24 protein-coding genes are annotated in these 25709 nt (G+C 70.9%); 11 read left to right on the top strand and 13 right to left on the bottom strand.

Annotated elements, in window-relative coordinates:
- The first annotated feature begins 6 nt into the window (after window positions 1-6).
- The 3 genes from ABI214_RS05930 to tatB all read left to right on the top strand — a co-directional run bounded on the left by ABI214_RS05930 (window position 7) and on the right by tatB (window position 2453).
- Window positions 7-366: an RNA polymerase subunit sigma-70 gene (locus ABI214_RS05930; RefSeq protein ID WP_348607219.1), complete on the top strand. Its 360-nt coding sequence runs from the start codon at window positions 7-9 to the stop codon at window positions 364-366.
- A gap of 103 nt (window positions 367-469) precedes the next feature.
- Window positions 470-1978 (top strand): S1C family serine protease, encoded by a 1509-nt coding sequence (locus ABI214_RS05925; protein WP_408586059.1) that lies wholly within the window; start codon window positions 470-472, stop codon window positions 1976-1978.
- An 82-nt stretch (window positions 1979-2060) separates the two neighbouring features.
- A complete protein-coding gene (tatB, locus tag ABI214_RS05920; protein ID WP_348607217.1) occupies window positions 2061-2453 on the top strand; it encodes a Sec-independent protein translocase protein TatB in 393 nt (130 codons plus the stop codon).
- A gap of 82 nt (window positions 2454-2535) precedes the next feature.
- Here tatB and ABI214_RS05915 read toward each other — a convergent pair whose 3' ends face one another.
- The 4 genes from ABI214_RS05915 to ABI214_RS05900 all read right to left on the bottom strand — a co-directional run bounded on the left by ABI214_RS05915 (window position 2536) and on the right by ABI214_RS05900 (window position 6779).
- Window positions 2536-3672, bottom strand: a complete 1137-nt coding sequence (locus tag ABI214_RS05915; protein ID WP_348607215.1) for an Mrp/NBP35 family ATP-binding protein — start codon at window positions 3670-3672, stop codon at window positions 2536-2538.
- A 34-nt stretch (window positions 3673-3706) separates the two neighbouring features.
- On the bottom strand, window positions 3707-4768 hold the full coding sequence (locus ABI214_RS05910; protein WP_348607212.1) for a lytic transglycosylase domain-containing protein: 1062 nt from the start codon (window positions 4766-4768) through the stop codon (window positions 3707-3709).
- 213 nt (window positions 4769-4981) lie between these two features.
- Entirely contained in the window at window positions 4982-5515 is a 534-nt protein-coding gene (locus ABI214_RS05905; RefSeq protein ID WP_348607209.1) for a DUF1003 domain-containing protein, read from the bottom strand.
- Window positions 5508-6779, bottom strand: a complete 1272-nt coding sequence (locus tag ABI214_RS05900) for a magnesium transporter MgtE N-terminal domain-containing protein (RefSeq protein WP_348607206.1) — start codon at window positions 6777-6779, stop codon at window positions 5508-5510. Before ABI214_RS05900 ends, ABI214_RS05905 begins: the two co-directional genes overlap by 8 nt.
- Window positions 6780-6835: 56 nt before the next feature.
- On the opposite strand from ABI214_RS05900, the gene ABI214_RS05895 reads away from it, so the two are divergent.
- Both ABI214_RS05895 and ABI214_RS05890 read left to right on the top strand, forming a co-directional pair.
- Entirely contained in the window at window positions 6836-7798 is a 963-nt protein-coding gene (locus tag ABI214_RS05895) for an HpcH/HpaI aldolase/citrate lyase family protein (RefSeq protein ID WP_348607203.1), read from the top strand.
- A 95-nt stretch (window positions 7799-7893) separates the two neighbouring features.
- Entirely contained in the window at window positions 7894-8382 is a 489-nt protein-coding gene (locus tag ABI214_RS05890) for a general stress protein (RefSeq protein ID WP_348607200.1), read from the top strand.
- Here ABI214_RS05890 and ABI214_RS05885 read toward each other — a convergent pair.
- Window positions 8313-9797: an MFS transporter gene (locus ABI214_RS05885; RefSeq protein ID WP_348607197.1), complete on the bottom strand. Its 1485-nt coding sequence runs from the start codon at window positions 9795-9797 to the stop codon at window positions 8313-8315. The two genes, ABI214_RS05890 and ABI214_RS05885, sit on opposite strands and share 70 nt — an antisense overlap.
- A 256-nt stretch (window positions 9798-10053) precedes the next feature.
- Between ABI214_RS05885 and ABI214_RS05880 the strand changes: the two genes are divergently transcribed.
- The 5 genes from ABI214_RS05880 (at window position 10054) to ABI214_RS05860 (ending at window position 14470) form a co-directional block, all read left to right on the top strand.
- Window positions 10054-10659 carry a suppressor of fused domain protein gene (locus ABI214_RS05880; RefSeq protein WP_348607194.1) on the top strand — a complete coding sequence of 202 codons (606 nt, stop codon included), beginning with the start codon at window positions 10054-10056 and terminating at the stop codon, window positions 10657-10659.
- 35 nt (window positions 10660-10694) lie between these two features.
- Entirely contained in the window at window positions 10695-11588 is an 894-nt protein-coding gene (locus ABI214_RS05875; protein ID WP_348607191.1) for a PHP domain-containing protein, read from the top strand.
- Window positions 11585-11908 carry a hypothetical protein gene (locus ABI214_RS05870; RefSeq protein WP_348607188.1) on the top strand — a complete coding sequence of 108 codons (324 nt, stop codon included), beginning with the start codon at window positions 11585-11587 and terminating at the stop codon, window positions 11906-11908. The genes ABI214_RS05875 and ABI214_RS05870 overlap by 4 nt, the downstream gene beginning before the upstream one ends.
- 382 nt (window positions 11909-12290) lie before the next feature.
- Window positions 12291-13481 (top strand): NAD(P)-dependent malic enzyme, encoded by a 1191-nt coding sequence (locus tag ABI214_RS05865; RefSeq protein ID WP_348607185.1) that lies wholly within the window; start codon window positions 12291-12293, stop codon window positions 13479-13481.
- Between the two features lie 113 nt (window positions 13482-13594).
- Complete coding sequence (locus tag ABI214_RS05860) at window positions 13595-14470, top strand: alpha/beta fold hydrolase (protein WP_348607182.1); 876 nt, start codon at window positions 13595-13597, stop codon at window positions 14468-14470.
- Here the strand turns inward: ABI214_RS05860 and ABI214_RS05855 are convergent.
- From ABI214_RS05855 to ABI214_RS05840, 4 genes are read right to left on the bottom strand one after another with little or no spacing between them, the layout of a single operon-like run.
- Window positions 14433-15140 carry an ABC transporter permease gene (locus ABI214_RS05855; RefSeq protein ID WP_348607179.1) on the bottom strand — a complete coding sequence of 236 codons (708 nt, stop codon included), beginning with the start codon at window positions 15138-15140 and terminating at the stop codon, window positions 14433-14435. The two genes, ABI214_RS05860 and ABI214_RS05855, sit on opposite strands and share 38 nt — an antisense overlap.
- 1 nt (window position 15141) lies before the next feature.
- Window positions 15142-15822 (bottom strand): ABC transporter permease, encoded by a 681-nt coding sequence (locus ABI214_RS05850; protein ID WP_348607176.1) that lies wholly within the window; start codon window positions 15820-15822, stop codon window positions 15142-15144.
- 4 nt (window positions 15823-15826) lie between these two features.
- Complete coding sequence (locus ABI214_RS05845; RefSeq protein WP_348607173.1) at window positions 15827-16948, bottom strand: ABC transporter ATP-binding protein; 1122 nt, start codon at window positions 16946-16948, stop codon at window positions 15827-15829.
- Window positions 16945-17910, bottom strand: a complete 966-nt coding sequence (locus tag ABI214_RS05840; RefSeq protein ID WP_348607168.1) for an ABC transporter substrate-binding protein — start codon at window positions 17908-17910, stop codon at window positions 16945-16947. The genes ABI214_RS05845 and ABI214_RS05840 overlap by 4 nt, the downstream gene beginning before the upstream one ends.
- 212 nt (window positions 17911-18122) lie before the next feature.
- On the opposite strand from ABI214_RS05840, the gene ABI214_RS05835 reads away from it, so the two are divergent.
- The gene (locus tag ABI214_RS05835) at window positions 18123-18977 is read left to right on the top strand and encodes an ABC transporter substrate-binding protein (RefSeq protein WP_348607166.1); all 855 of its coding nucleotides are present in this window, start codon (window positions 18123-18125) and stop codon (window positions 18975-18977) included.
- A 21-nt stretch (window positions 18978-18998) separates the two neighbouring features.
- Here ABI214_RS05835 and ABI214_RS05830 read toward each other — a convergent pair whose 3' ends face one another.
- The 4 genes from ABI214_RS05830 to ABI214_RS05815 form a co-directional block, all read right to left on the bottom strand.
- A complete protein-coding gene (locus tag ABI214_RS05830) occupies window positions 18999-21341 on the bottom strand; it encodes a hypothetical protein (protein ID WP_348607163.1) in 2343 nt (780 codons plus the stop codon).
- Window positions 21331-23187 (bottom strand): HSP90 family protein, encoded by a 1857-nt coding sequence (locus tag ABI214_RS05825; RefSeq protein ID WP_348607159.1) that lies wholly within the window; start codon window positions 23185-23187, stop codon window positions 21331-21333. Before ABI214_RS05825 ends, ABI214_RS05830 begins: the two co-directional genes overlap by 11 nt.
- Before the next feature lie 84 nt (window positions 23188-23271).
- Window positions 23272-24102, bottom strand: a complete 831-nt coding sequence (locus tag ABI214_RS05820; RefSeq protein ID WP_348607155.1) for an SDR family NAD(P)-dependent oxidoreductase — start codon at window positions 24100-24102, stop codon at window positions 23272-23274.
- A complete protein-coding gene (locus tag ABI214_RS05815; RefSeq protein WP_348607150.1) occupies window positions 24099-25700 on the bottom strand; it encodes a flavin-containing monooxygenase in 1602 nt (533 codons plus the stop codon). Before ABI214_RS05815 ends, ABI214_RS05820 begins: the two co-directional genes overlap by 4 nt.
- Window positions 25701-25709 lie beyond the last annotated feature (9 nt).

Below are 25709 nucleotides of genomic sequence, written 5' to 3'. Positions count from 1 at the left end.
GGCTTGATGACGCAGGCGCGCGGACCTCGTCAGTTCGGCTCGACCGAACACCTGGCGAGTGAGGCGATCGCCGCGTATGTCGACGGCGAACTCCGTATGAACGCGTACCTGCGAGCTTCCCAGCACCTGTCCCTGTGCCCCGACTGCGCGGCCGAAGTCGACGCGCAGCAGCAGGCGCGGGTCGCCCTGCGCCGCGCCGCGTCCGACGTCTCGATGCCGAGTTCGCTGCTCGGACTGCTGAGCCAGATTCCCCGATGCCACCACCCCGAGCCGGAACCGCCGTCCGGGCGTGATCAGGTTTCCGGGATCATCTCGTTCGATCGTGACGACATCAATCGCCGTTGGCCGTTCCGCCGTCGCCGTTGACGGCCCGGATCGCGCCCGTGCCGAGCGCATCGGTGTCACCGGCGCGGGACCGATCGGTGATACTGGCAGGCGTGACTGACGCACACGAGGGGGACATGCGCGCGTGACGGCCGATTCGAGGACGCCGGGAGCGGCGCAGGACGAGACCCCGGCGAAGGGCGGATGGCCCGATCGGTCCGAGGGCCCGCGTCTGGCTCCGCGTCCGATCTACCGTCCCGACGTCGACCCGGCTGCGCAGCACGCGTTCGGCCGCCCCACGGACGTGGCCGGCTCGTTCGGCCCGCGGTCGGTGCAGTCGAACCGTTCGCCCGTCGGTGTCGGCCGCCCCGACGAGGCGCTCGCCGAAGCTTTCGGCCGCCCCGACGGTGAACCCGACTCCCTCCAGCGCGGACCCGACAACGCCGACGTCGCCCCTGCCGACGCGCAGTCCGCTGACCCCTGGCGCGATCCGAATGCCCCCGTCCGACTCGGACCTCCCGCGCAGGGCAGCACGGCCCCGTCACAGCAGCCGGACGCCCCCAAACTGACGGTGCGCGACGTGCTGTTCGGTGAGCGCATCGAGCGCAAGGCGTTGGTGGTCCTGGCGGCGATGGCGCTCGCCATCGGACTCGTCGGTGGGCTGATCGCGACCGCCGCGACGTCCGATCGGGGATCCCTCACCAGCAAGCGGGTCACCCTCTCGCAGTCCGGCGGCGCCGACGATGCGCCCGAGGGCCGGATTGCCGAGGTCGCGGACGCCGTGCTCCCGTCGGTGGTCTCGATCCAGGTGTCGCACGGCGACCAGTCCGGCACCGGTTCGGGCGTCGTCGTCGACGGTGCCGGCTACATCGTCACCAACAACCACGTCGTCTCGATGGCCGCGTCCGATCCCGGGGCGGCGACGATCCGGGTGACGTTCTCCGACGGCACCAAGGTGCCGGCGCAGATCGTCGGTCGCGACACCAAGACCGACCTCGCGGTCCTGAAGACCGACGCACAGAATCTCACCGTCGCCGACCTCGGCAAGTCCTCCGACGTGCGGGTGGGACAGGACGTCGTGGCGGTCGGCTCGCCCCTCGGCCTGAACAAGACCGTGACCCGCGGCATCGTCAGCGCCCTCAACCGGCCGGTGCGGCTGTCCGGCGAGGGCACCGACACCGACGCGGTCATCGACGCGGTGCAGACCGATGCCGCGATCAACCCGGGCAACTCCGGTGGGCCGCTGATCGACATGGAGGGCCGCGTGATCGGCATCAACTCCGCGATCCGCTCGGAGAGCGGCGGCTCGGTCGGTCTGGGCTTCGCGATCCCCATCGACGACGTCACGGCGGTCGCGCAGGAACTGATCCGGGGCGGCGTCATGCACCACCCGGAGATCGGGGTGAACGCCCGCACCGTCATCAACGACGCCACCAGCGGCGCCCAGGTCGCGAACGTGCAGGCGGGCAGCCCGGCGGAGAAGGCAGGCATCGCGGAGGGCGACGTGATCGTGAAGGTCGGCGACCGGACCGTGGCCGGCGCCGACGAGCTGGTCGTGGCCGTTCACGACCAGACGGTCGGCCAGCCGGTACCCGTCCAGCTGATCCGGTCCGGGCGGACCGTGGACGTGCAGGTCACGCCGACATCGGACTGACCGGTCGCCCCCGCACCGGGAATTCATGTGATATTTCCAGATCGTGGGGGCGCATTCGGCCACGACCACGTACCCTGAAGCCGTGTTTGGCAACATCGGCTGGGGCGAGTTCTTGGTGCTCCTCGTGGCAGCGCTCGTGATCCTCGGACCCGAGCGGCTCCCTGGTGCCGTCAGCTGGGTGACGAAGACGATGCGTCAGGTCCGCGACTACGCCAGCGGCGCCAGTCAGCAGCTCAAGGACGAGCTGGGACCGGAGTTCGACGATCTGCGCAAGCCGCTGTCCGAGCTCAACGAGCTGCGCGGGATGTCGCCGCGCGCCGTCATCACCAAGCACCTGCTCGACGGCGACGACTCGATTCTGACCGGCAACTTCGACACCAAGCCGAGCACCAACGGATCGACGCCGTCCACCGAACCCGCGTCCAAGCCGCTCGCGGCGGGCGAGCGGCCCCCGGTCGACCCCGACGCCACCTGAGCCGCCCCACAGGCGGCATCACCGCTACCAGAACGAAGGGCCGGATCCGCACTGCGGATCCGGCCCTTCGTGGTCTCTGTGGCTAGAGGTGACGGACGGTGTCGATGCCGAGCGACATTCCGGCCAGGCCGCGCGCCCGCACCGACAGCTTGTCCGCGATCGCGCGCAGCGCCGTGCCGGCGGGAGAATCGGGGGCGCCGAGCACGATCGGAACGCCCGCGTCGCCGCCCTCGCGGACAGCCTGCTCGAGCGGAATCTGCCCCAGCAGGGGAACGTCCGCGCCCACCGCGCGGGTCAGACGGTCCGCGACGGCCTGGCCGCCACCCGAACCGAAGACCTCCATGCGGGTGCCGTCGGGAAGCTCCATCCACGACATGTTCTCGACGACGCCGGCGATGCGCTGACGGGTCTGCAACGCGATCGCGCCGGCCCGCTCGGCAACCTCGGCCGCGGCCTGCTGCGGGGTGGTCACGACGAGGATCTCGGCGCCCGGGATGAGCTGGGCAACCGAGATCGCCACGTCACCGGTGCCGGGCGGCAGGTCGAGCAGCAGCACGTCCAGATCACCCCAGAAGACGTCCGCGAGGAACTGCTGCAGCGCGCGGTGCAGCATCGGCCCGCGCCACACGACCGGCGTGTTGCCCTGCGTGAACTGGGCGATCGAGATCAGCTTCACGTCGTACGACTGCGGCGGCATGATCATCCGCTCGACCTGCGTGGGCTTGGCGTCGGTGCCGAGCATGCGGGGCACCGAGTGGCCGTAGATGTCGGCGTCGAGCACACCCACCGACAGCCCCTTCGCGGCCATCGCGGCCGCGAGGTTGACTGTGACGCTGGACTTTCCGACGCCACCCTTGCCGGACGCGACGGCGTACACGCGGGTGAGCGATCCGGGCTGGGCGAACGGGATCACCGGCTCGGTGGAGTCGCCGCGGAGCGAGCGACGCAGTTCGGTGCGCTGCTCGTCGCTCATCACGTCGAGCTCGACGCGGACGGAGCCGGCGCCCTCGACGTCGGCGACTGCCTTGGTCACCCGTTGGGTGATCTCGGTGCGCAGCGGACAGCCCGCCGTGGTCAGGTAGATGCCGATGTCGACACTGCCGTCGTCACCGATCGCGATGCTCTTGACCATGCCCAGTTCCGTGATGGGCTTACGGATCTCGGGGTCCTGCACCTTGGACAGTGCGGTGCGGACGGCGGTCTCTGTCAGGGCTGCCATGCCCCCATGGTATGCGGAGCGGTGCGGGCGCCGATCAGGGCGTCGGGGCTGCGACCGGCGCCGGGGTGGGCGGAGGGCAGAAGACGAGGCACGGCAGCTGCGGCAGCTGCGGCAGGGCCGGCAGCGGTAGGGGTGCGGGTGCGGGTGCCGGTGCCGGTGCGGCGGGAGGCGCCGTCGCTGTCGGGCTGGCGGGTGCGGTGGCCGACGGTCCCGGCGCGGTAACGTCTGCGGCCGCCGACTCGGAGTCGGCGGAGCGCTCCGGCGGCGTCGGTGCGACCGGGACCGCGGGCGCCGCGGTTCCGCCGGTGCGGTATGCGGACGACCAGGCGAGCACGTTCGACAGGTACGTCGTCGAGTTGTTGTAGCGGAGCACGGCGCGCGCCTCCTGCGCGGGATCGCGCAGGTCCAGGCCGCCCGAGCACAGATAGCGTGCGGCCGCGAGGGAGGCGTCGAACACGTTGTTCGGGTCGGCGATGCCGTCGCCGTTGCCGTCCGATGCGTATCGCACCCACGTGCTCGGGATGAACTGCATCGGCCCGACGGCGCGGTCGTGGACCGGATCGCCGTCGAGCTGGCCGTGATCGGTGTCGGTGATGATCTCGTTGCCGGCCAGGTGGCCGTTGAGTGTCGGGCCGAGGATCGGCGTCACCGTGGTGCCCGCCGCGTCGGTCTGCCCGCCACCGGCGTGGCCCGATTCGATCTTCCCGATGCCGGCGAGCAGATTCCACGGCAGGCCGCAGCCGGGTTGGGCGCTCGCCATCGTGAGTTCGGCGGAGCGGTAGGCGTTGAGCACGATCTCGGGAATGCCGAGGGGGCCGACGACGACCGGAACGGGCACCGAGCGCGGGGCGGTCCCGGGCACCAGCCCGGCCGGATCGGGCAGCACCAGGGTAGTCGCGGGCTTGGCCGTGCGGAGCTGGCGTTCGGGTCGCGGCGCCGCCGGCACGAGCCCGACGGTCGGGATGAGGGCCGCCTGCCCGTCCGGGGCCGCGGTGGTGGTCGGGCCGCCGGCGTCCAGCTCGTGCGCGACGGCGGTCGACGCGGACTCCGGGGCGGGAGTCTCGAACACGCCACCCATGGATGACGCTGCTGTCACGAATCCGGCAAGAACGAGGGCGGACACACCGACAGTTCCACGGGCACGCACTCTTCAATCCCCTCCTTGCAGGAAACCTGCATCCGCGCTTACGGATCTCGTTCCGAGCGTTCCAGCGGATACATCTCGGTCGATGTGACACACGTTACATATCGGTGACCGGTTGTGCGTGCGGAACTGCGGCAGGCGAGGGGATGACCCGAAGCGTCCGGGTCACTTGCGGCTGCCGCGCGCCTTGGAGGCAGGGCCGGGCTCGCCGTCCTCGTCGCCACGGGCGTCCCGCTCGACGAGCATCTGCCGGATGTCGTCGAGCTCGCGGCGCAGGTAGTCGCGGGTCGCGACCTCGCCGACCGCCAGCCGCAGGGCGGCGAGCTCGCGCGCCAGGAACTCGGTGTCGGCCTTGGTCTGTGCGGCGCGTGCCCGGTCCTCCTCCAGCGAGACTCGGTCGCGGTTCTCCTGCCGGTTCTGCGCCAGCAGGATCAGCGGCGCCGCGTACGCCGCCTGCGTCGAGAACGCGAGATTCAGCAGGATGAACGGGTAGGGGTCCCACTGCAGCTTCACCGCGAAGATGTTGAGGATGATCCACACGATCACGATCACGGTCTGGATCAGCAGGTACCGGCCGGTGCCGAGGAACCGGGCGATGCTCTCGCTCACCCGGCCGACGGCCTCGACGTCGATGTGGAACCCGAGGCCCCGCGTGCCGCGCGGGGTCTCCAGGCGCTGACGCCCGCTGGGTTCACTCATCGCCGGCCTCCTCGCGCCAGTCGGTGGGCAGGAGGTGGTCGAGCACGTCGTCGACGGTAACCGCGCCCAGTAGATGGTGCTCGTCGTCGACGACGGGCGCACACACCAGGTTGTAGGTCGCGAAGTATCGCGTGACGCTCGTGAGCGAGTCCTCGGGGTCGAGACGGGGCAGGTCGTCGTCCAGGACGCCGCCCACGAGGCTCGCGGGCGGCTCCCGCAGCAGCCGTTGCAGGTGCACACACCCGAGATATCGCCCGGTCGGGGTCGCGGTGGGCGGCCGGACCACGAACACCATGCTGGCGAGGGCCGGGGTCAGGTCGGCGTTGCGGGCGCGGGCCAGGGCCTCGGCGACCGTCGTCGACGGCGTCAGTACCACCGGCGAGGGCGTCATCAGGCCGCCCGCGGTGTCGGGGGAGTGCTCGAGCAGGCGTCGGACCGGTTCGGAGTCCTCCGGGTCCATCAGCTGCAGGAGCGACTCGGCGTCCGTCTCGGGGAGCTCGCCGAGGAGGTCCGCGGCGTCGTCGGGATCCATCGCCTCGAGGACGTCCGCCGCACGCTCTACCTCGAGATGCAGCAGCAGGTCGGTCTGGTCGTCGGCCGGCAGCTCCTGCACGACGTCGGCGAGCCGCTCGTCGTCCAGCGCGAGTGCCACCTCGTGCCGGCGTTTCTCCGGCAGCTCGCGCATCGCGTGCGCGACGTCGGCCGCCCGCATGCCCTCGAACTGCAGGAGCAGCTGGGAGACGCCCTGGCCGGGCATCGCGAGCGCGGTGGGGGTCAGGCCGTGAACGTGCGGCCAGTCGACGACGTGGATCGCCGAGCGTCGGCCGAGGCGTCCGCGGTGGGCCCGCACCGCCACGCGGGAGACCACCCAGTCCCGGGTGCGGGTCAGTTCGATGCCGAGGTCGACGATCACGACGTCGGTGCCGATGGTGTCGGCGACCTCCGGGTCGTCGATCGTGACGTGGGAGTCGAGGACCTGGGCGAGCGCGAGGACCTCGGTGGGGCGCTGATTGAATCGGCGCAGACTCACGTTGCCGGTCTTGAGGGTGACCGAGCCCGGCTCGATCGCGGTGACGCGCAGCATCGGAACGAAAATCCGTTTGCGTGTGAACATCTCGATGACCAGGCCGAGGACCCGGGGCGGCTGCCGGCCCACGCGGATCGTGAGCACCACGTCCCGCACGCGCCCGATCGACTCGCCGTCCGGTCCGAGGACCACCAGGCCGGCGAGCCTGGCTGCGAATACCTTGCTCACAGCTGCCATGATGAAAAGGCTAAATCCTTGCTTGCTGATCACTGAATTCGGAGGGCCCGTCGGCCATGACTTCCCGCTTCCGGCCACGTCGTTCGGTTCTGGCCGTCCCCGGTTCGAGCCGCAAGATGATCGACAAGGCGAAGGGTCTCCCCGCCGACGAGATCTTCCTCGACCTCGAGGACGCCGTCGCGCCGATCGCGAAGGCCGAGGCGCGGGTTCGGATCGTGGAGGCCCTCAACGAGGACGGCTGGGGCGACCAGATCAAGGTCGTGCGGGTCAACGACTGGACCACCGAATGGACGCACGCCGACGTCGCGACCGTGGTGGGCGGGGCGGGTGCGAACCTCGACGCGATCCTGCTGCCGAAGGTCCCCGACGCCAGTCACGTTCAGGCCCTCGACCTCCTGCTGACGCAGATCGAGAAGGCCAACGGACTCGAGGTGGGGCGGATCGGCATCGAACCGCAGATCGAGAACGCGATCGGCCTGACGAACATCAACGCCATCGCGACCGCGAGCCCCCGCGTGCAGACCCTGGTGTTCGGTCCGGCGGACTTCATGGCCAGCATCAACATGCGCACGCTGGTCGTCGGCGAGCAACCCGAGGGCTACGACCGGGGCGACGCCTACCACCACATCCTGATGACGATCCTGATGGCGGCGCGGGCCCACGACCTGCAGGCCATCGACGGCCCCTACCTGCAGATCCGCGACGTGGACGCGTTTCGCCGCTCGGCTCAGCGCACCGCCGCGCTCGGGTTCGACGGCAAGTGGGTGCTGCATCCCACCCAGATCGAGGCGGCCAACGAGGTGTTCAGCCCCCGCCAGGAGGACTACGACCAGGCCGAGATGATCCTCGACGCCTACCAGTTCCACACGTCCGCGGCGGGCGGTGCCCGCGGCGCGGTGATGCTCGGTGACGAGATGATCGACGAGGCGAGCCGCAAGATGGCGCTGGTGATCTCCGCGAAGGGGCGGGCCGCCGGGATGACCCGGACGACGTCGTTCACGCCGCCTGCGAACCGGTAGGCGAGCTCGGCTCGGGGCGGGCACAATTGATATGCGGGCCGGAGATCGGTAGAACCGGACATATCGCACGCCCCGAGCAAAGAGAGACGAAGACGATGACGAATCCACTCTCACAGCCGAACCGCGCCGGGCGGGGGCTGCCGACGCCGCCCACCGGGTGGCCGATCGGTTCGTACCCGACCTACGCCGAGGCGCAGCGCGCCGTGGACTACCTGTCGGACCAACAGTTCTCGGTCGAGGACGTGACGATCGTCGGCGTCGACCTCATGCAGGTCGAGCGTGTCCTGGGGCGCCTCACGTGGGCCAAAGTCATTGGCGGCGGAATTGTTTCGGGTGCCTGGCTCGGTGTGTTCTTCGGTCTGCTGCTCGGCATCTTCACGGGCGGATTCCTCGGCCCGCTGCTCGTCGGCATCTTCGGCGGCATCATCTTCGGCCTGATCTCCACGACGATCCCGTACGCGGCCGCCCGTGGTACACGTGACTTCTCGTCCACGATGCAGTTGGTGGCCGGCCGCTACGACGTGCTCTGCGATCCCAAGACGGCCGAGTCGGCGCGGGACATGCTGGCCAAGCTCGCGCTCTGATCCGGCTCGTCCGGCTCACCGGTGCGGTGTCGTCCCGACGTACCGATGAACACCAGTAGCGGCGACACGGCCGCGCACACCGCGCCGAACCCGAACGCGACGAGGTACGCGTCGACCCGGGCGTACGCGGTGTCGCCGATCGTGAGGGCCGCGAGCAGCGTCGCCAGCAACGCGCTGGCGACCGAACTGCCGGCGGTCCGGGCGATCGAGTTCACGCTGTTCGCGACGCCCGTCTGGTCCCGGTCCACCTCGGCGACCAGGAGCGCCGGCATCGCGGCGTACCCGAGGCTGGTGAACGCCGACGCCACCATCGATCCTCCGATCACCTGCCACGTGGTGTCGTGGGCAACGATCAGGGAGCAGAACCCGATCACGCCCAGCACACCGGACGCGGCCATGACCGCCCGGGCGCCGAAGCGGTTGATGAGGGTGCCGCTGCAGATCGACACGACGACGCCGATCGTGGCGCCCGGCAGGATGTAGACCAGACCGGCCTGCATCGGGCCGGCGTCGAAGCCGTACCCGGTCGCCGCTCGTGTCGTCTGCACGAAGTAGGTGAGGGCCGTGATGTTGACGAACATTCCGGCCCCGACGAGCAGCCCGGCGAGGTGCGTGCAGACGACGGGCCGGCGGGTGAGCATCTCGGTCGGCACGAGTGGCTGGGCGATGCGGCGCTCGAACGCGAACCAGCCCGCGAGGACGACGATCCCGGCGACCGCGCACCCGATCGTCCGGGGCGACGCCCAACCCCAGCTCCCGCCCTCGGACAGCGGCAACAGGATCAGCACCAGCCCCGCGCCCAGCAACACGGCACCGGTCCAGTCGACCCGGCCCGGTGCGGGATTGGGGCGGGAGGGCACGACCGCGATCACGGCCACGACGGCGATGACGGTGAGCGCGGTCGCGAGCCAGAACGCCCGCCGGTAGTCGGCGCCGGCGGGCACCACCAGTCCGGTCAGCACCATGCCGACGCCACCGCCGAAACCCAGCGTGCCGGACAGCAATCCCATCGCCGACGCCAGCCGGCGCGGCGGCAGTTCGTCCCGCAGAATCGCCAGGCTGACGGGGAAGGCGGCGAACGAGACACCCTGCAGCACCCGCGCGAGGAGCAACAGCGGCAACGACTCGGTGACGGCCGCGAGGACCGACCCGGCGAGCATGATCGTCAACACGCCCAGCAGAACGGTGCGTTTGCGCCGCAGGTCGGCCATACGCCCCGCGACGGGGGTCATGACGGCGGCGGCGAGGAATCCGGAGCTGATGGTCCACCCGATGGCGGTGGTGCCGATGTCCAGTTGGTGGCCGATGACGGAGGACAGCGGCATCACGATGGTCTGCTGGGTCGATACGACGAGGATGACGAAGCACAGCGTGGCCGTCAGCAGCGATGCCGAGGCCTGTGCGGGACGAGACAAGTGGGCTCCCGGGAACTCTGGTCAGAAGTCGAGCAAAGATGAGCAAGGGATGGTGCAAGAAATCGGTCAATTGGTTAGCTCATTAGCTAGTGGGTCCGTGCCGGTATGTCCAATCGCTCTCCCTGTGGGCGGGAAGACCGCCGAATCGGCTCGCGCCCATGGGTGTTCGACGTCACCCGTCGGTCGGCCGGACGCGCGAGGAGGTCGGCTCGACAGCCGTGATCGGGCCCGCCCGGCGCGGGTGTTAGATGAACGTGTGACTGACAGCGTTGTCTCGGCCGTCCGCGCCCATCTCGACCGGCACATCGGGGGACCCGAAGCAGCCGAGCCGACGGAGCCCTCGGTGGCATCGGTGACGTTTCTCGGTGTCGAGCCCGTCGACGTCCTCCGGTACCCGGGGGACGGCGACGCTCCGGTCCGATACGCGACCCTGGGGTGCTCGCGGCACCCGATGGGCGATCCCAGCGAGATGATCGCCGACCCCACGCGCGGCCCGCGCGCCGAACTGGTGCTGAGCCTCGCGGGCGGTGCCGGTGTGGCGTCCGGCGTGCACAAGACCCTCGCGGTCCTCGCCGCCGCGCCGTCCGTCGAAGGGGTGGTGCTGCGCCCGGACGGGCTGATCGACCTGGGCGAGCCGCTGTGGAAGGGAGTGCCGTTCACCGCGGTGCTGCTCGGTCCGAGCGACATCCCCGACCTCGTCCTGCCCGAGCCGCTGGATCCGGTCCAGTTCCTCGAGGTGGCGCCGCTGACCGGCACCGAGGCGGCGTGGGTGCGCCTGCGCGGTGCAGCCGCTCTCCGGGAGGCCTGGGCCGAGGCCGGCATCGACGTCCGCGACCCGAACCGCGGGGCCGCGGCGCTCTGACAGGACAACGCTTCCGGACCTGAGACACTGGACCGGTGCGTATCGATCTCCACACCCACTCGACCGCGTCAGACGGCACGGACACGCCCGCCGAACTGGTGCGGGCGGCGGCCGACGCGGGGGTCGACGTGCTCGCGATCACCGACCACGACACCACCGCCGGCTGGGGCGAGGCGGCCGCGGCGCTGCCCGCGGGGCTGCAGTTGGTGCGGGGCATGGAGATGTCGTGCGAGGGACGTGGCGAGGACGGGCGCCCGGTGGCCGTCCACCTGCTGGCCTACCTGTTCGACCCGACCTCACGCGAGTTCGCCGCCGAGCGTGAGCGATTGCGCGGCGAACGGGTCGCTCGGTTGCGGGCGATGGCGACGCTGATGGCCGAGGACGGGCTGCCGATCGACCCCGACGCGGTGATGGCCGAGGCGGGCCCGGCGGTGGGCCGTCCGCACCTGGCGCGGGCGCTCGTCCACGCGGGCGTCGTGGAGAGCGTGGGGGAGGCGTTCACCGACCTCCTGTCGACCCGCAGCCCCTACTACGTCGAGAAGGCGGACACCCCGCTCGAGCGCGGTGTCGAGATGGTCGCCGCCGCGGGCGGGGTCAGCGTGATCGCGCACGCTCGGGCCCGCACGCGCGGACGGCTGCTGTCGCTCGACCACATTCGCGAACTCGCGGACCACGGCCTCGGCGGTCTCGAGGTCGATCACCCCGACCACGGCGCGCACGACGTCGCACTCCTGCGGTCGCTCGCCGCCGAACTGGGCCTGATCGCCACCGGGTCGTCGGACTACCACGGCTCGAACAAGACGATCGAACTCGGCCGGCACACCACCGCCCCCGAGGCGTTCGAGGCGCTCGTGGCGCGCGCGTCCGGGGTACCGGTGCTGTCGGGGCAGCCTAGCGGCGACGTCGTCACCCGCGGAGCCGGTCGGTGAGCCTCGACGGCTTCGGCGACCAGCGGCGCCGGCGGTCGTCGGACCTGTGGGCGGTGCGGGTGCTGCGGGGGCTCTCGGGTGTCGTCGCCGGCGGGGTCGTGGTGCTCACCCTCGTCGTCGTCGGCGTCGCATACCTGGCGTCAAACCGGGACTTCCCGGGGCCGGGGCGCGAATCGGTCGCCGCGCACGTGGTGGCGAGCGTCGTCGTCGTGGCGGCTCAGGTGCTCGCGGATCGCCGCCGCGGGGCCGGTGCCGTGCTCGCATCGGCCCCGGTTCTGGTGGTTACCGGGCTGTTGCTGTGGACGCAGTGGTGGATGTGACCTCCCGCTGATCGGAACGGGCCGGCGGTTCGGGTCACATTCGGACCGTCACGCGCATCCTCACAGGTAGATGCCGGTTTCGGTGAGATTTCGATCGATCCGGAGGATTTGATTCCTGCCAGTCGATGGTGCAGAATTACGGCACTCTCGCGTGGGTGCTACCGCCCTTCGCAGGAGGTTTGGAAGGTGGCAGAACTTGTGCCAGGGCTCACCCCGCCCGGCGCCATCACGCTCCGGCAGTAGTGCAGCAGATCGCGCGCCCCGGTAGTTGCAACTGATCAATCCTGTGTTCGAAGTGCCGTGTCGTATTTCATCCCTGCCGACCCGGTTACTTCTCAGTAACCAGGACCCGAGTGAGTCTGGCCTCAAGAGGAGTGTCATCGTGTCCCCTGTGTCTGAAGCTTCCGTAACGCCAAAGGTCGAAATTACCGACGAGGAGATTTTCGCGGGCCACATCGGTGGCAAGCTCTCGGTGGAGACCACCGCGCCCCTCGATTCCCAGCGTGCGCTCTCGATCGCGTACACGCCCGGCGTCGCGCAGGTCAGCCGCGCGATCCACGCCGACGAGACGCTGGCCGATCGCTACACGTGGACCAACCGCCTGGTGGTCGTCGTGAGCGACGGCTCGGCCGTTCTCGGCCTCGGCGACATCGGCGCCCGCGCGTCGCTGCCGGTGATGGAGGGCAAGTCGGCGCTGTTCAAGAACTTCGCGGGCCTCAACTCCATCCCGCTCGTGCTCGACACCAAGGACCCCGACGAGATCGTCGAGACGCTGGTGCGCCTGCGCCCGAGCTTCGGCGCAGTGAACCTCGAGGACATCTCGGCGCCGCGCTGCTTCGAGATCGAGCGCCGGGTCATCGAGGCACTGGACTGCCCGGTCATGCACGACGACCAGCACGGCACCGCGATCGTCGCGCTCGCCGCGCTCCGTGGTGCCGCGAAGGTTCAGGACCGTGACATCGCGGGCCTGCGCGTCGTGATCTCCGGCGCGGGTGCGGCCGGTGTCGCATGCGCCAACATCCTGCTGGCCGCCGGCGTCGCCGACGTCACCGTGCTGGACTCGAAGGGCATCGTCTCGTCCGACCGCACTGATCTCAACGAGATCAAGGCGGACCTGGCTTCGCGCACCAACCCGGCCGGCCGCAGCGGCGGACTCGTCGAGGCGCTCGACGGGGCGGATGTGTTCCTGGGCGTCTCCGCGGGCACCGTGCCCGAGGAGATCATCGCGACGATGGCGCCCGAGTCGATCATCTTCGCGATGTCGAACCCGGACCCGGAGATCCACCCCGACATCGCGGCGAAGTACGCGGCGATCGTCGCGACGGGTCGCAGCGACTTCCCGAACCAGATCAACAATGTGCTCGCGTTCCCGGGCGTCTTCAAGGGTGCGCTGGACGCCGGCGCGCGTCGGATCACGGAGGGCATGAAGCTCGCCGCGGCCGACGCGATCCTGTCGGTGCTCGGTGACGAGCTCGCGGCCGACAAGATCGTTCCGAGCCCGCTGGACCCGCGGGTCGCCCCGGCGGTCGCCGCGGCCGTCGCGCAGGCCGCCAAGGACGAGGGCGTCGCCTGACCGTAGGACAGCAACTCGTCAGCGGGGCCCCGTCGCATCAGCGACGGGGCCCCGCTGCGTGACATCGGCCGATCTCCCGTGCGCGCCCGGCGTTCTCGGACAGGATGGTCCGCATGCGTGAGATCACCCTGGACCTCGACACGGTCCGATTGCGGGCGCTGACCTGGGGGCCCGAGACCGGCCGGCTGGCGGTTCTCCTGCACGGGTTCCCGGACACCGCGCACACCTGGCGGTACCTCGGTCCTGCGATGGCCGACGAGGGATGGCGGGTGATCGCGCCGTTCACCCGCGGCTACGCGCCCTCGGCCGTGCCGGCGGACCGGAGCGTGCACGTCGCCGCACTGATGGACGACGCCGCCGCGATCCACGCCCTCTCGGGCGGCGGATCCGACGCGGTCCTGGTCGGACACGACTGGGGCGCGATCACCGCGAACGCACTGGCCGCCCACGCCGAGAACCCCTTCACGGCAGCCGTCGCGCTCGCGGTGCCGCCATTCCCGTCCCTGCGGACGCCGGCCGTTCTGCGCGTGCTGCCGCGCCAACTGCGCAACAGCTGGTACGTCCTGTTCAACCAGTTGCCGGTCCTGCCCGAGCGCTGCGCGGGGCGGTTGGTGCCGCGCCTGTGGGCGGACTGGTCACCGGGCTACGACGCGGGCGAGGACCTGCCGGCCGTGCTCGAGGCGATCGCGGATCCGGCGCACCGCCGCGCCGTGATCGGCTACTACCGCAGCTACACTCGGCCCCTCCCGCGCCCACCGCAGCGCTACCGGCGCTGGGCCGGCGCGGAGATGCGACGCCCGATCACGCCGACGCTCTACCTGCACGGTGATCGCGACGGCTGCCTCGACCGCCGGCTGGCGGTCGTGGCCGCGTCCGGGTTGTCGCAGGGGAGCGCCTTCCACCAGGTCGCGGATGCGGGCCATTTCCTGCACCTGGAGCGGCCTCAGGAGGTCAACGATCGGATCCTGAAGTTCCTCGCAGCGCAGTGACGTCGACGGGGCGGCGCAGGCGTCCGGTGCCGGGCACCGACGCCCACACGGCGGCCGCGAGGATCGCGTCGACGATCAGGGCGAGGGCGGCGACGAGGATCGCACCGACGAGGACGCGGTCGTAGCTGCGCAGCGCCAGGCCGTCGAAGATGTAGCGGCCGAGCCCGCCGAGGTTCACGTAGGCCGCCACCGTCGCGGTCGCGATCACCTGCAGCGCCGCGCTGCGCACGCCGCCGAGGATCAACGGCAGCGCGTTGGGGATTTCGACCCGGCACAGCACCTGCAGCGGCGTCATGCCCATCGCCTCCGCGGCGTCGACCACCGACCGGTCCACGTTCGCGACGCCCGCGTACGTGCCGGCGAGCAGCGGCGGGATCGCCAGCAGGACCAGCGCGAGGATGGGCGGCACCAGTCCCAGGCCGAGCAGCAGCACCAGCAGCGTCAGCACGCCGAGGGTGGGCAGCGACCGCAGCGCGTTGACGACGCCCACGACCACGATCTGGCCGCGTCGGAAGTGCCCGATCGCGAGCCCGGCGGGCACCGCGACGACGGCCGCGCAGGCGACGGCCAGCAGGCTGTACCAGAGGTGTTGCAGGATCCGGGTGCCGATCCCGGTCGGGCCCGGCCAGTTCGCCGGGTCGGTGATGTATTCCCATGCGCTCGTGAACATGTCAGGCCGGACCCTCCGACAGCTCGACCGTCGCCCGGCGCGCCCGGCGGCCCGGCCGCTCCCACGGGGTCAGCAGGCGGCCCACCACGTACAGTGCCGCGTCGAACGCGAGCGCCAGCGCGACGATCGCGATGATGCCCGCGACGATCTGCTCCGGATAGTCGCGCTGGTAGCCCTCGGTGAACAGTTCGCCCAGGCCGCCGACACCGATGAGCGCGCCGACCGACACGAGCGAGATGTTGGTGACCGCCACGACGCGGACGTTCGCGACGAGCACCGGCAGCGCGAGCGGCAGCTCGACGGTGAGCGCGCGGCGAACCGCGGTGAATCCCATTGCCGTCGAGGCGTCGACGACGTCGTCCGGGACCGCGTCGAGGGCTTCCGGGACGACGCGCACGAGCAGGGCGGTCGAGTAGACGGTCAGCGCGATCACGACGTTCGCCGGATCGAGAACGCTCAGCCCGAACAGGCTCGGCACGGTGACGAACAGCGCCAGCGACGGAATCGTGAACGCGATGCTCGCGGCGACGACGGTGGTGCGGCGCAGCCACGCCACCCGGCGCACCACGGTCCCCAGCGGTACCGCGATCGCCAGACCGAGGAGCAGCGGCAGCAAGGCCAACTGCAGATGCTCGCGCGTCAGTTCCAACACGCGCGGGAAGTTGTCGATCAGCCAGCGCACGGGCTCACCGTCCGTTCCGGACGCGATCCTCCGCGCGCCGCTGCTCGTCGAGCGCCGCGACCACCTCGGCGGCGTCGATGCCGCCGACCACCACTCCGTCGGCATCGACCGCGACCCCGATGCCGGACGGCGACGAGATGGCCGCGTCGAGGGCCTGCCGCAGATCGGTGCCCAGGGTGAACAGCGAACCGCCGGCGGCCGAGGCGTCCGCGATTGCGCGCCCGGCGCGGGCCGCGTCGATCCCGGCGGCGTCGATCCACGCGTGGGGGCGGCCGTCGTCGGAGACGATCAACGCCCACTCTCCGGAGTCGAGAATGGTTGCGGTGATTGCCGATTCGCGGACGCTGCGGATCTCGTGCAGCGGGAGTCCGTCGGCGCTGCGGAACGACAGCCCCCGGTAGCCGCGGTCACGGCCGACGAAATCGGCGACGAAATCGGTTGCGGGGGAGGTGAGCACGGTCTGCGGGGTGTCGTACTGCTGGAGCCGGCCGTGCGGCCCGAAGACCGCGAGACGGTCACCGAGACGCACCGCCTCGTCGATGTCGTGGGTGACGAACACGATCGTCTTGCGCAGCTCGGACTGCAGGCGCTGCATCTCGGCCTGCAGATCGGCCCGGACGACCGGGTCGACGGCGCTGAAGGGCTCGTCCATCAACAGGATCGGCGGGTCGGCGGCGAGCGCCCGGGCCACGCCCACCCGCTGCTGCTGACCGCCCGACAGCTGCGCCGGGTAGCGGCCCGCGAGCGCGGGATCGAGCCCCACCCGTTCGAGCACCTCGAGTGCGCGGCGCCGTGCCGCCCGCCGTGACTCGCCGCGCAACACCGGCACGGTCGCGACGTTGTCGACCACCGTGCGGTGCGGCAGCAGCCCCGCGCTCTGGATGACGTACCCGATACCGCGCCGCAGCTCGACGGCGTCGAGGGCCGCCACGTCCCGGCCGTCGACGCCGACGGTGCCCGCGGTGGGTGCCACCATGCGGTTGATCATCCGCATCGACGTCGTCTTGCCGCAGCCGGACGGTCCGACGAAGACCGTGAACGAGCCGGCCTCGACCTTCAGGTCCAGACCGTCGACGGCGACCGTGCCGTCCGGAAAGCGTTTGGTGACACCCGAGAACGTGATCACGAGATCGGAGCGTCCAGCCCCTGCCGCGCGACCCACTGCTGCGCCGCCGCCTGCGGCTCGGTCTTGGCGGCGCCCGACACCGCGTCGTTGAGCGCCACCAGTTCCTCGGTGGTGAGCTTGGCGGAGACCGCGTCCAGGACCCGCGTCAGCTGCTCGGTCTTCGCACTCGCGCGCAGCAGCGGGACCACGTTCTGGGCCGGGAAGTTGTTCGCCGGGTCGGCCAACACCACCAGGTCGTTCGCCTTGATCGCGGGCGAGGTCGTGAAGATGTTCGCGGCGGTCACCTGGCCCGACGTCAGTGCCTTCACCGTGGCGGGGCCGCCGCCGTCGGCGATCGGCACGAAGTTGGCGGCGCTGATGTCGAGACCGTAGTTCTCCCGCAGCCCGGGCATGCCCACGGGTCGTTCCTGGAACTCGGCCGGTGCCGCGAACTTCACCTCCGCCGAGTGCGGCGCCAGGTCGGCGATGGACGACAGGTTCCACTTCTCGGCCGTCTCGCGGGTCACGACGACCGCGTCCTTGTCCTCGGCGGGTGCCGGGGTCGTGGTCGCGAGATCGGGCGCCAGCGCGGCCGGCAGGGCCGCGTCGATCTCGGCGGCGCTCGTCGCCGTCGACGACGGATCGAGGTACTGCAGCAGATTCCCGGTGTAGTCGGGGATCACCGTGAGCGAACCGTCGCGCAGCGCCGGGACGTACGCCTCGCGGCTGCCGATGTTCATCTTCGTGTCGACGTCGAAGCCGTTGGCCCGCAGCACCTCGGCGTAGATGTAGCCGACAGTCGTGGACTCCGGGAAGTTCGCCGAGCCCACCACGATGGTGTTCGCGTCGACGTTGCCGCCGGAGCCGCCGCTGTCGAGCGGGTCGTTGCTCCCGCACGCGGTGAGCATCGTCAGGGACACTGCAACGATCGCCACAGCGCCCCGAACGAGGCGGTGGGGCAGGCGGATCCGGGAACCGTTCATGTCGTCCTTCCATCGGATCCGGCGTAGCGGCCCCGCCCGATGCGGCAGCCGCCGCGCGGTGACAAGCCGGATCTCTCGACCGCTCGTGATGGTGCGCGCCGTCAGTGTAACGATAGGAGCGACCAACGCACGGTCGACGAGCGGAGAGGGACACGGTGTCACCGAACAGGAATGGGCGGACGGGCAGGCGCGCGGCGCTGGCGGTCGTTCCCATGCTCGCGATCGTCGCCGCGTGCGGCGTCGACACGAGCAGCAGCGTCAGCGGCCCGCCGGCACCCGGACCGGTCGTCGTCGGTGCGTCGAACACGATCGAGAGCGAACTCGTCGCACGCCTCTACGCCGGCGCGCTCGAAGCGGGCGGGCGCAGCACCGAACTCGTGCTGGGGCTGAGAGACCGCGCCGACCGTGTCGCCGCCCTCGACTCGAACCGGGTGGCACTGGTGCCGGACTACACCGGGCGCCTGCTGCACTGGTTCGACCCGGACGCCGACGTCACCGAGGCCGAGGACGTGTTCGAGGCGCTCAACAAGTCTCTGCCGGAGGGCCTTACGGTCTCCGACTACGCGCCGGCCGACGACCGGTCGGCGCTCGTGCTGTCCGCGGCGCAGGTCGACCGACTCGGCGCGCACTCGATCGACGACATCGCGCGCGACTGCGGCGGCATGACTTTGTACGCGTCCGCCGCGTTCCGCGACGATGCGCGGGCACCGGAGCACCTTCAGGCCGCGTACGGGTGCACGTTCGGGTCCGTCGTACCGGTCGGAACCACCACCGACGTTGCCCGTGAACTGATCGTCGGCGCGTCGCCGATCGGGGGCGCCACCGCCGCCTCACCCGACGTCGCGCACGACGAACTGGTGGTGTTGGCCGACGACGAGAACGCGTTCACCGCGCAGAACGTGGTGCCCCTCTACCGCGGCGGCGTGCTGCGAGCCGACGACGTCAAGGGGCTGAGCGTGGTCCTGCAGCTCACCACCGCGGATCTGACCGACATGGTGGTCCGGATCCGCGATGGCGAGATCACCTCGGCCGACGCCGCCGCGGAGTGGCTCGCCGACCACCTCTGACGGCGCCGGCGTCGGTCGTCGTCAGCCGCCGACCCGCGCCCGTGCCGCCGCGGCGGCGTCATACCGGCCGAGGGCCTCGTGAGCGTCGCCCTCCAGCAGTGCCACCCGGACCGCGAGCGGCGGCGCCTCGGTCACCCGCGGCGCGGCGTCGGCGAGCACGGCCAGGGCCTCCTCGTGGCGGTCGGTCGTCAGCAACGCCTGCGCGACGACGATCAGGGCGCTGCCGGAGCCGACGACATCCTCGGCCGCGGCGTAGGCATCCGAGGCCGCGAGCCCCGTCCGCACCGCCTCGTCGAACCGGCCCAGCTGGGACAGTGCCCGCGCGGTCGAGTCCTCGATGTCCGCGCGGGTCCACGGGTCGGCGTGTTCGGCCGCGGTCCGCAAGTCCTCGAGCCCGTCCTCGTCGCCGAACTGGCACCGGGCCCGCCCGCGCGTGTGCAGAAGGTCGGCGAGCGCGTCGGGCTCATCGGTGAGCCGCCGGGCGTCCTCGACCGCGTCGTCGAGGACCTCGACGGCGTCCTCGTCGTCGAACCGCATCATCAGGAGCCCGAGTTCCCTGCCGACCCGCACGGCCACCGCGTAGTCCTCGCCGACCCGCGCCAGCTCCTGGCCCTCGGTCCACACCGCGACCGCTGCTCCCGGCTCGCCCGCGTCGCGCCTCGCGTAGCCGAGCCACAGCAGCGTCAAGGCGCGGGACCCGGCCTCCTCACCCTGCGCCTCCTCGGTCTCGGCCACCGAGGTGAGCTCGTCCACGGCCTCGTCCGGGTGCCCTGCCCGCACGAGCGTGACGCCGAGCCGGTAGCGGTGGCCGACGGACTCGGCCCCGGCCAGCTCGGCTTCCCGCGTCGCCAGCCGCAACCTGCCGGCGGCCTCGTCCAGCCGGTCGAGGTCGTCGCAGATCTGGGCGCTCAGGGCAGCCAGCGGAGCGGTCAGGGACCGGGCCGCGTGCGCAACCGACAGGTCGAGCGCACCGTCGACGGCGGTCAGCGCTTCCTCGAACCGGCCGCTGCTCGCCAGCAGCTGGGCCTGCAACCGCAGTAGCACCGCGCGGTGACCGGGCGCCGTCGTGGCGACCAGTTCGGCCTCGACCCAGGTCAGTGCCGCGTCCAGGCCCTCGGCGTCGAGGATCGTGTCGACCCGCTCGGCCAGCGGGCTCGCGCTCGCCACCTCGTCGACGAACGCCGTGGCCGCGGCCGGGTCCGTGGCGACGGGCGGCGCCGGCACGGTGTGCGCGGCCCCGATCGGCAGGTCCCAGCGCTGTCCGGCGAGAGACCGTGCGGCGGCGACCTTCTCGCTGCGGTACGCGCTGCCGTTGCGCTCGTCGAAGCGGCCCGCGAGCTCCTCGGCGGCACGCCAACAGGCCTGCGCCAGTTCGTCGACAGTCCACGGGCCCGCGTGCGCGCCCAGGAACGGGCGCAGCTGCGCAGCGTCGGCTCCGCGGACGTCCTCGCGACCGAGCCCGGCCTGGCCCGCCGCCGTGCACGTCACCGCGAAGGCGGTGAGCGCGTCGAGGTGCGCGGTCGCGTTGAGGTTGTCGTGTGCCAGCCAGCTGATGTGCCGCTCGAGCATCTCGAGGGCACGTTGCTCGTTGCCCGTGACGGACAGGAAGATCAGGTGCCGACCGATCATGTCGATGTTGTCGGCGTTGCCGCGCGCGAGTCGGTAGCCCCGGACGTGCATGCGCTCGGCGTCCTCGAGACGGCCCACCTGCAGCAGCGGCACCAACGCGTGGGCCATCGCCCGCTCGGGTTCGTCGGCGCACCCCAGATCCTGGTCGAGCATCTCCTGGACCAGACCCAGCCCCGCCTCCAGCTCCCCGGTGACGAGCCGGAACTGGGCCTCCTCGGAACGCACGCACGCGTCGCAGTGGCTGTAGTCGTCGCGCGGGGTGCGACCCAGCTCCTCGAGGTAGCGGGCGGCCTCCTCGAGCCGGCCCGCCTCGAACGCCTGCCAGAACCGGGTCTGCACGACGCCGGACAGGCCGACGCCGGCCTGTCGGTACGCGGACTCCATCTGCTCGATCGCGTCGGCGATCGTCGTGCGCGGGAACATCGGGTTCGACGCGAGCGCATCGGCGATCCACTTGTGGAACCACAGCAGGTCGTGGTCGTCGACCTGGGTGGGGAAGGTGGTCGGGTCAGCGGCGTTCCGTCCGGCGCACCACGCGAAGGCGGTCAGCAAGGCGTCGGTGTCCCCGGTCATGGAGGCGGACTGGATCAGGCGCATCCGCACGGCGTAGGCGGCGGCCTCGTCGCCGGCCTCCTCGGCGAGCGTGATCGCCCGCTCGATGAGCTCGCGTTCGGCCGGTCCGTACGGCGTCGCGTCGATCTCGCTGATCAACGCGTCGGTGGTCTCACTCGGCATGGTCGTCCTTGTCTGTGCTGGAGGGGGAGTGCGGTGCAGGATCGACGGTGACGTCCGCGTCGAGGCCGACGGACAGGTGCACGATGTCGGTCATGGCGTCGGTGAGGGCGGCGCGGTCGGCCGCCCGCAGCGGCCGGTGTCCGGCGAGCAGCGCCTGGACGTAGAGGATCCGCACGGCGCGCGACAGCACGGCCTCGTCGTCGACGGTCGCGAGGGTGCGCACCAGCCGGTTGCGCCAGTTCAGCGCGAGTCGGCCGGCGGTGTCCGCGCCGGCGGCCGCCGCTGCCTCGCCGACACGTCCGAGAACGTCGGCCCAGAATCCACCGGCCTCGCTCGCCTGGTCTCGGCGCAAGCCACGGAGCACCGACTCGTCCGCGACGTACAGGGCGGGGACGGTGTCCGGCTGGAACGCCCGCACCGCGGTAGCGCAGTCGAGGTCCGCGAGCGCGGCGTCGGCGCGCTCCTGCAGTCGGCGCGAGGCGGCCCGTTCGGCCAGCGGCGGCACGTCCAGGTGGTCGATCTCGTCGGCGACGGTGACGATCTCGACCTCGGCGCCGGGCACGAACTCCGGCAGCCGGGCCGCGATCTCCGCGTCGTAGACGTAGCCGCCGTTGACGATCGGGGCGCCGGGGCGGGAGATGCCGGCGAGCTGCCGGAACTCGTCGACGGTCCGGGTGTACCGCACGGTGCCGCGGCGGGCCGCCTCGCCGAAGGTCGTCGGACCCTCGGTGGTCTCGATCGGTAGGTGGGGGACGATGAACCGGGCCAGCTCGTCGTCGTGGACGACGAGCGCCCGCAGGGCCAGATGGTGCACGGACAGGAACGCGGCCAGCCGGTGCGGCGCCTCCGCGGCCAGACCGATGACCCAGCGGCGAACCGCGGCCCCCAGCTCGGCGCGGGTCGACTCGAGCGCGTTGTCTTCGATCAGGGACTCGCGGGAGGCGGTCGGGTGCAGCCCGGTGGTGTCCACGACGGCCCGCACGAAGAACGCCCAGTCCGGCAGGAGGTCGTCCATGCGCTCGGACAGCAGCATCCCGCCCAGGTAGACGCGGCTCGACTGCCGCTGACCGGGGGAGAGCTGGAACGGCAGCACGAAGGCGGTGCCCCGGGTGCCGGTCGACGGCACGTGCAGCGGAATCGTGGCGAAGGGTTCGGCGCCGACGATCTCCCGGCCCAGCTCGCGGAGCTCGGGCGACGGGACCGCCGTGCGCTCGACGAAGGGCGCGGGCCGGGTCACCGTCTCGCCGGCCACGGTCACCCGCACCGGCAGGTGCCGGCCGAACCGGTCGGCCAGCTCGCGCACCCCGGCGGGCGAGACGAGCCCGGCGGCGTCGTGGCGGGGGACCAATTCGACCCGGGTCCCGACCGGCAGGTCGTCGGCCAGCTCGGTCACCGTGAACGTGCCGTCGGTGCGCCCGATCCATTCGACGGCGGGCGCACCGGTGGCCGACCGGGACCGGACCCGGATCTCGTCGCTCACCATGAAGCAGCTGAGCAGTCCGATCCCGAACTGGCCGAGACGGTCGGTGCGGGGCAGATCGAGGATGTCCCGCTTGGAGGTGCGGCCCACCGTGGCGAGCAACTCGCCGACCTCGGCCGCGGTCAGCCCGACCCCGTCGTCCTCGACCGCGAACACGGACCCGGCCCCGTCGGCGGGCAGGACCCGGATGGTGCCGACGTGGCCGGGTTCACGCTCGCAGCGGGCCGCGATCGCGTCGCACCCGTTCTGCAGGAGCTCACGGATGAAGACCTGCGGCCCGGTGTAGATGCTCGCACTGAGCAACTCGATGATCCCGCCGAGGTGTACCTGGAATGGACGGCTGCTGCCGTCGGCTCTTGTCGTCATCGAGGGCAGAGCCTAGCGGCCGAATACGACAAAACAGTCGGTACGGGTATCGGCCCGGATGTCAGGAGCGCGGCGCCCTGCCCGTCAGTTCGACTTCGGCAACACGCGTGACGTGACCGTCGCGACCACCCATTGGTAGCTGGGGCCGACGATGCGCACCCACGCGTCGAGGAACTTCGCGTCGGCGCCGATCAGCACTCGTGCCTTGCCCTTTCGCACGCCGCCCACGATGGTCTTCGCCGCGTCCTCGGGAGTGGTGCGCGCGAGGTGCTTGTCGAAGAACTGCGCGAAGGTCACCTGGTCGTCGCCGTCGGGCATCGTCGCGTTGCGGGCGATCGCGGTCTTGATGCCGCCCGGGTGCACACACGTGACCTTGACCGGGTGCTTCGCGATGAGCATTTCCTGGCGTAAGGACTCGGTGAATCCGCGCACCGCGAACTTCGCTGCGTTGTAAGCGCTCTGGCCCGGAATCGACAGGAGGCCGAACAGGCTCGAGATGTTCACGACGTGCCCGTCACCGGACGCGATCAGGTGCGGCAGGAACGCCTTGGTGCCGTTGACGACGCCCCAGAAGTCGACGTCCATGATCCGCTCGATGTCCTTGAACTCCGAGCGCTCCACGTCGCCGTGGAAGGCGATGCCCGCGTTGTTGTAGACCTGGTGCACCTTGCCGAAGTGCGCGACCACCGCGTCGGCGTACGCCAGGACCGCCTCGCGCTGGGTGACGTCGAGATGGTCGGACTTGACCTCCGCGCCGACTGCCTCGACCTGACGCACCGTCTCGGCCAGTCCCGACGAATCCATATCGGACAGAGCAAGTTTCGCGCCCTGCCCGGCGAGGTTCAGGGCCACTGCCCGCCCGATGCCCGAACCTGCGCCCGTGATGACGCAGACCTTGCCCGCGAACTCGCTCACTGTGCAACCACCTTGTCGTCGCCCCGATCGGTCAGTTCGGTGTCGAGCGCGTCGGCCGCCACCGTCTGCGCGGCGACCGCCGGGACCGGCAGATCGCCGGCGGCGACGCTGCGGTAGGCGCCGAGGTCGAACTGCTTGGTGAGGCGGCGGAACTCGAACGTGAAGCCCGGCCACAGCGTCGTGTTGTTGCCGTGCTTGTCGAGGTACCAACTGGCGCAGCCGCCGTTGTTCCACACGCTCTTCGACAGCTTGGCCTGCAGGTCGCGGTTGTACGCGTCCTGGGCGTCCTGGCGGACCTCGATGGTGCCGATGTCGTAGCGCTCGACCACGTCGATCGCGTCCACGACGTAGTTCAGCTGCGACTCGATCATGAACACCATCGAGCTGTGGCCGAGCCCCGTGTTGGGGCCGACCAGGAAGAACATGTTGGGGAAGTTCGCGATGGCCGCACCCTTGTAGCCCTGCTGGCCGCCGTCGTCGAAGGTCTGGGCGAGCGAGCGCCCGTCCTTGCCGAAGATGCCTGCGAACGTGGGGGAGTCGGTGACGTGGAAGCCGGTCGCGACGACGATCGCGTCGACCTTTCGCTCGGTGCCGGTGCGGTCGACGATCGAATCCTTGCGGACCTCCGTGATGCCGTCGGTGACGACGTCGACGTTCGGCTGCGCGAGCGCGGGGAAGTAGTTGTTGGAGATCAGCATGCGCTTGCAGCCGATCTGGAAGTTCGGGGTGACCTTGCGGCGCAGCTCCCGATCCTTGATCTGGCGGCGCAGGTGCCGCTTGGCCGTGAACTGCAGCGGCTTCATGAAGATCGGCGCCTTCGCCAGACCCACCACCTGCGACTCGCGCATCCAGTAGATGCCGGTGCGGCACAGCTTCTGGAAGCCGGGCAGGTACTTGAACGCGAGGTGCTCGGCCTTGGTGTACTCGCGGTCGGCGCGCGGCAGGATCCACGGCGCGGTCCGCTGGTACACGTCGAGCTGGGCGGCCTTCGCCGCGAGCTGCGGCACGATCTGGATGGCCGAAGCGCCGGTGCCGATCACCGCGATCCGCTTGCCGGCCAGATCGGCGTCGTGGTTCCACTGCGCGGAGTGGAAGATCTCGCCCTCGAATCCCTCGATGCCCGCGATGTCGGGCAGCGACGGCTCGCAGAGCGCGCCCACGGCGGCGACGACGATCTTTGCGACGAACTCGCCCTGGGAGGTCTGGACCTCCCAGCGCGCGGTGTCGCCGTTCCAGCGCGCGGACTGCACCTCGCAGCCGAAGATGTGCTTGTCGAGCACGTTGTAATTGCGCGCCACCGACGAGATGTAGTTCTGGATCTCGGGCTGCGGTGAGAACGACCGCGTCCATTCGGGGTTGAGCGCGAACGAGTACGAGTACAGGTGCGAGGGGACGTCGCACGCCGCGCCCGGGTACGTGTTGTCCCGCCAGGTGCCGCCCACGTCGTTGCCGCGCTCGAGCACGACGAAGTTGTGCTTGCCCTGCTGAACCAGCTTGATAGCAGCGCCGAGGCCGGCGAAGCCGCTGCCGATGATCAGTGTGTCGACCTGGCGCGGGGTCGCGGCCCGGGCGGAAGTATCTGTGACTGGGAGACTCATGTAGGGGAG

This window comes from Prescottella soli, assembly GCF_040024445.1.
In the GTDB taxonomy this organism is placed as follows: domain Bacteria; phylum Actinomycetota; class Actinomycetes; order Mycobacteriales; family Mycobacteriaceae; genus Prescottella; species Prescottella soli.
This window is presented reverse-complemented; position numbering and strand designations above follow the sequence as displayed.

Coding starts and splice junctions, on each gene's coding strand:
- ABI214_RS05930 (WP_348607219.1), top strand. CDS start 7: ATGACGCAGGCGCGCGGACCTCGTCAGTTCGGCTCGACCGAACACCTG.
- ABI214_RS05915 (WP_348607215.1), bottom strand. CDS start 3,672: ATGGCAGCCCTGACAGAGACCGCCGTCCGCACCGCACTGTCCAAGGTG.
- ABI214_RS05905 (WP_348607209.1), bottom strand. CDS start 5,515: ATGAGTGAACCCAGCGGGCGTCAGCGCCTGGAGACCCCGCGCGGCACG.
- ABI214_RS05900 (WP_348607206.1), bottom strand. CDS start 6,779: ATGGCAGCTGTGAGCAAGGTATTCGCAGCCAGGCTCGCCGGCCTGGTG.
- ABI214_RS05895 (WP_348607203.1), top strand. CDS start 6,836: ATGACTTCCCGCTTCCGGCCACGTCGTTCGGTTCTGGCCGTCCCCGGT.
- ABI214_RS05890 (WP_348607200.1), top strand. CDS start 7,894: ATGACGAATCCACTCTCACAGCCGAACCGCGCCGGGCGGGGGCTGCCG.
- ABI214_RS05860 (WP_348607182.1), top strand. CDS start 13,595: ATGCGTGAGATCACCCTGGACCTCGACACGGTCCGATTGCGGGCGCTG.
- ABI214_RS05855 (WP_348607179.1), bottom strand. CDS start 15,140: ATGTTCACGAGCGCATGGGAATACATCACCGACCCGGCGAACTGGCCG.
- ABI214_RS05840 (WP_348607168.1), bottom strand. CDS start 17,910: ATGAACGGTTCCCGGATCCGCCTGCCCCACCGCCTCGTTCGGGGCGCT.
- ABI214_RS05835 (WP_348607166.1), top strand. CDS start 18,123: ATGCTCGCGATCGTCGCCGCGTGCGGCGTCGACACGAGCAGCAGCGTC.
- ABI214_RS05830 (WP_348607163.1), bottom strand. CDS start 21,341: ATGCCGAGTGAGACCACCGACGCGTTGATCAGCGAGATCGACGCGACG.
- ABI214_RS05825 (WP_348607159.1), bottom strand. CDS start 23,187: ATGACGACAAGAGCCGACGGCAGCAGCCGTCCATTCCAGGTACACCTC.
- ABI214_RS05815 (WP_348607150.1), bottom strand. CDS start 25,700: ATGAGTCTCCCAGTCACAGATACTTCCGCCCGGGCCGCGACCCCGCGC.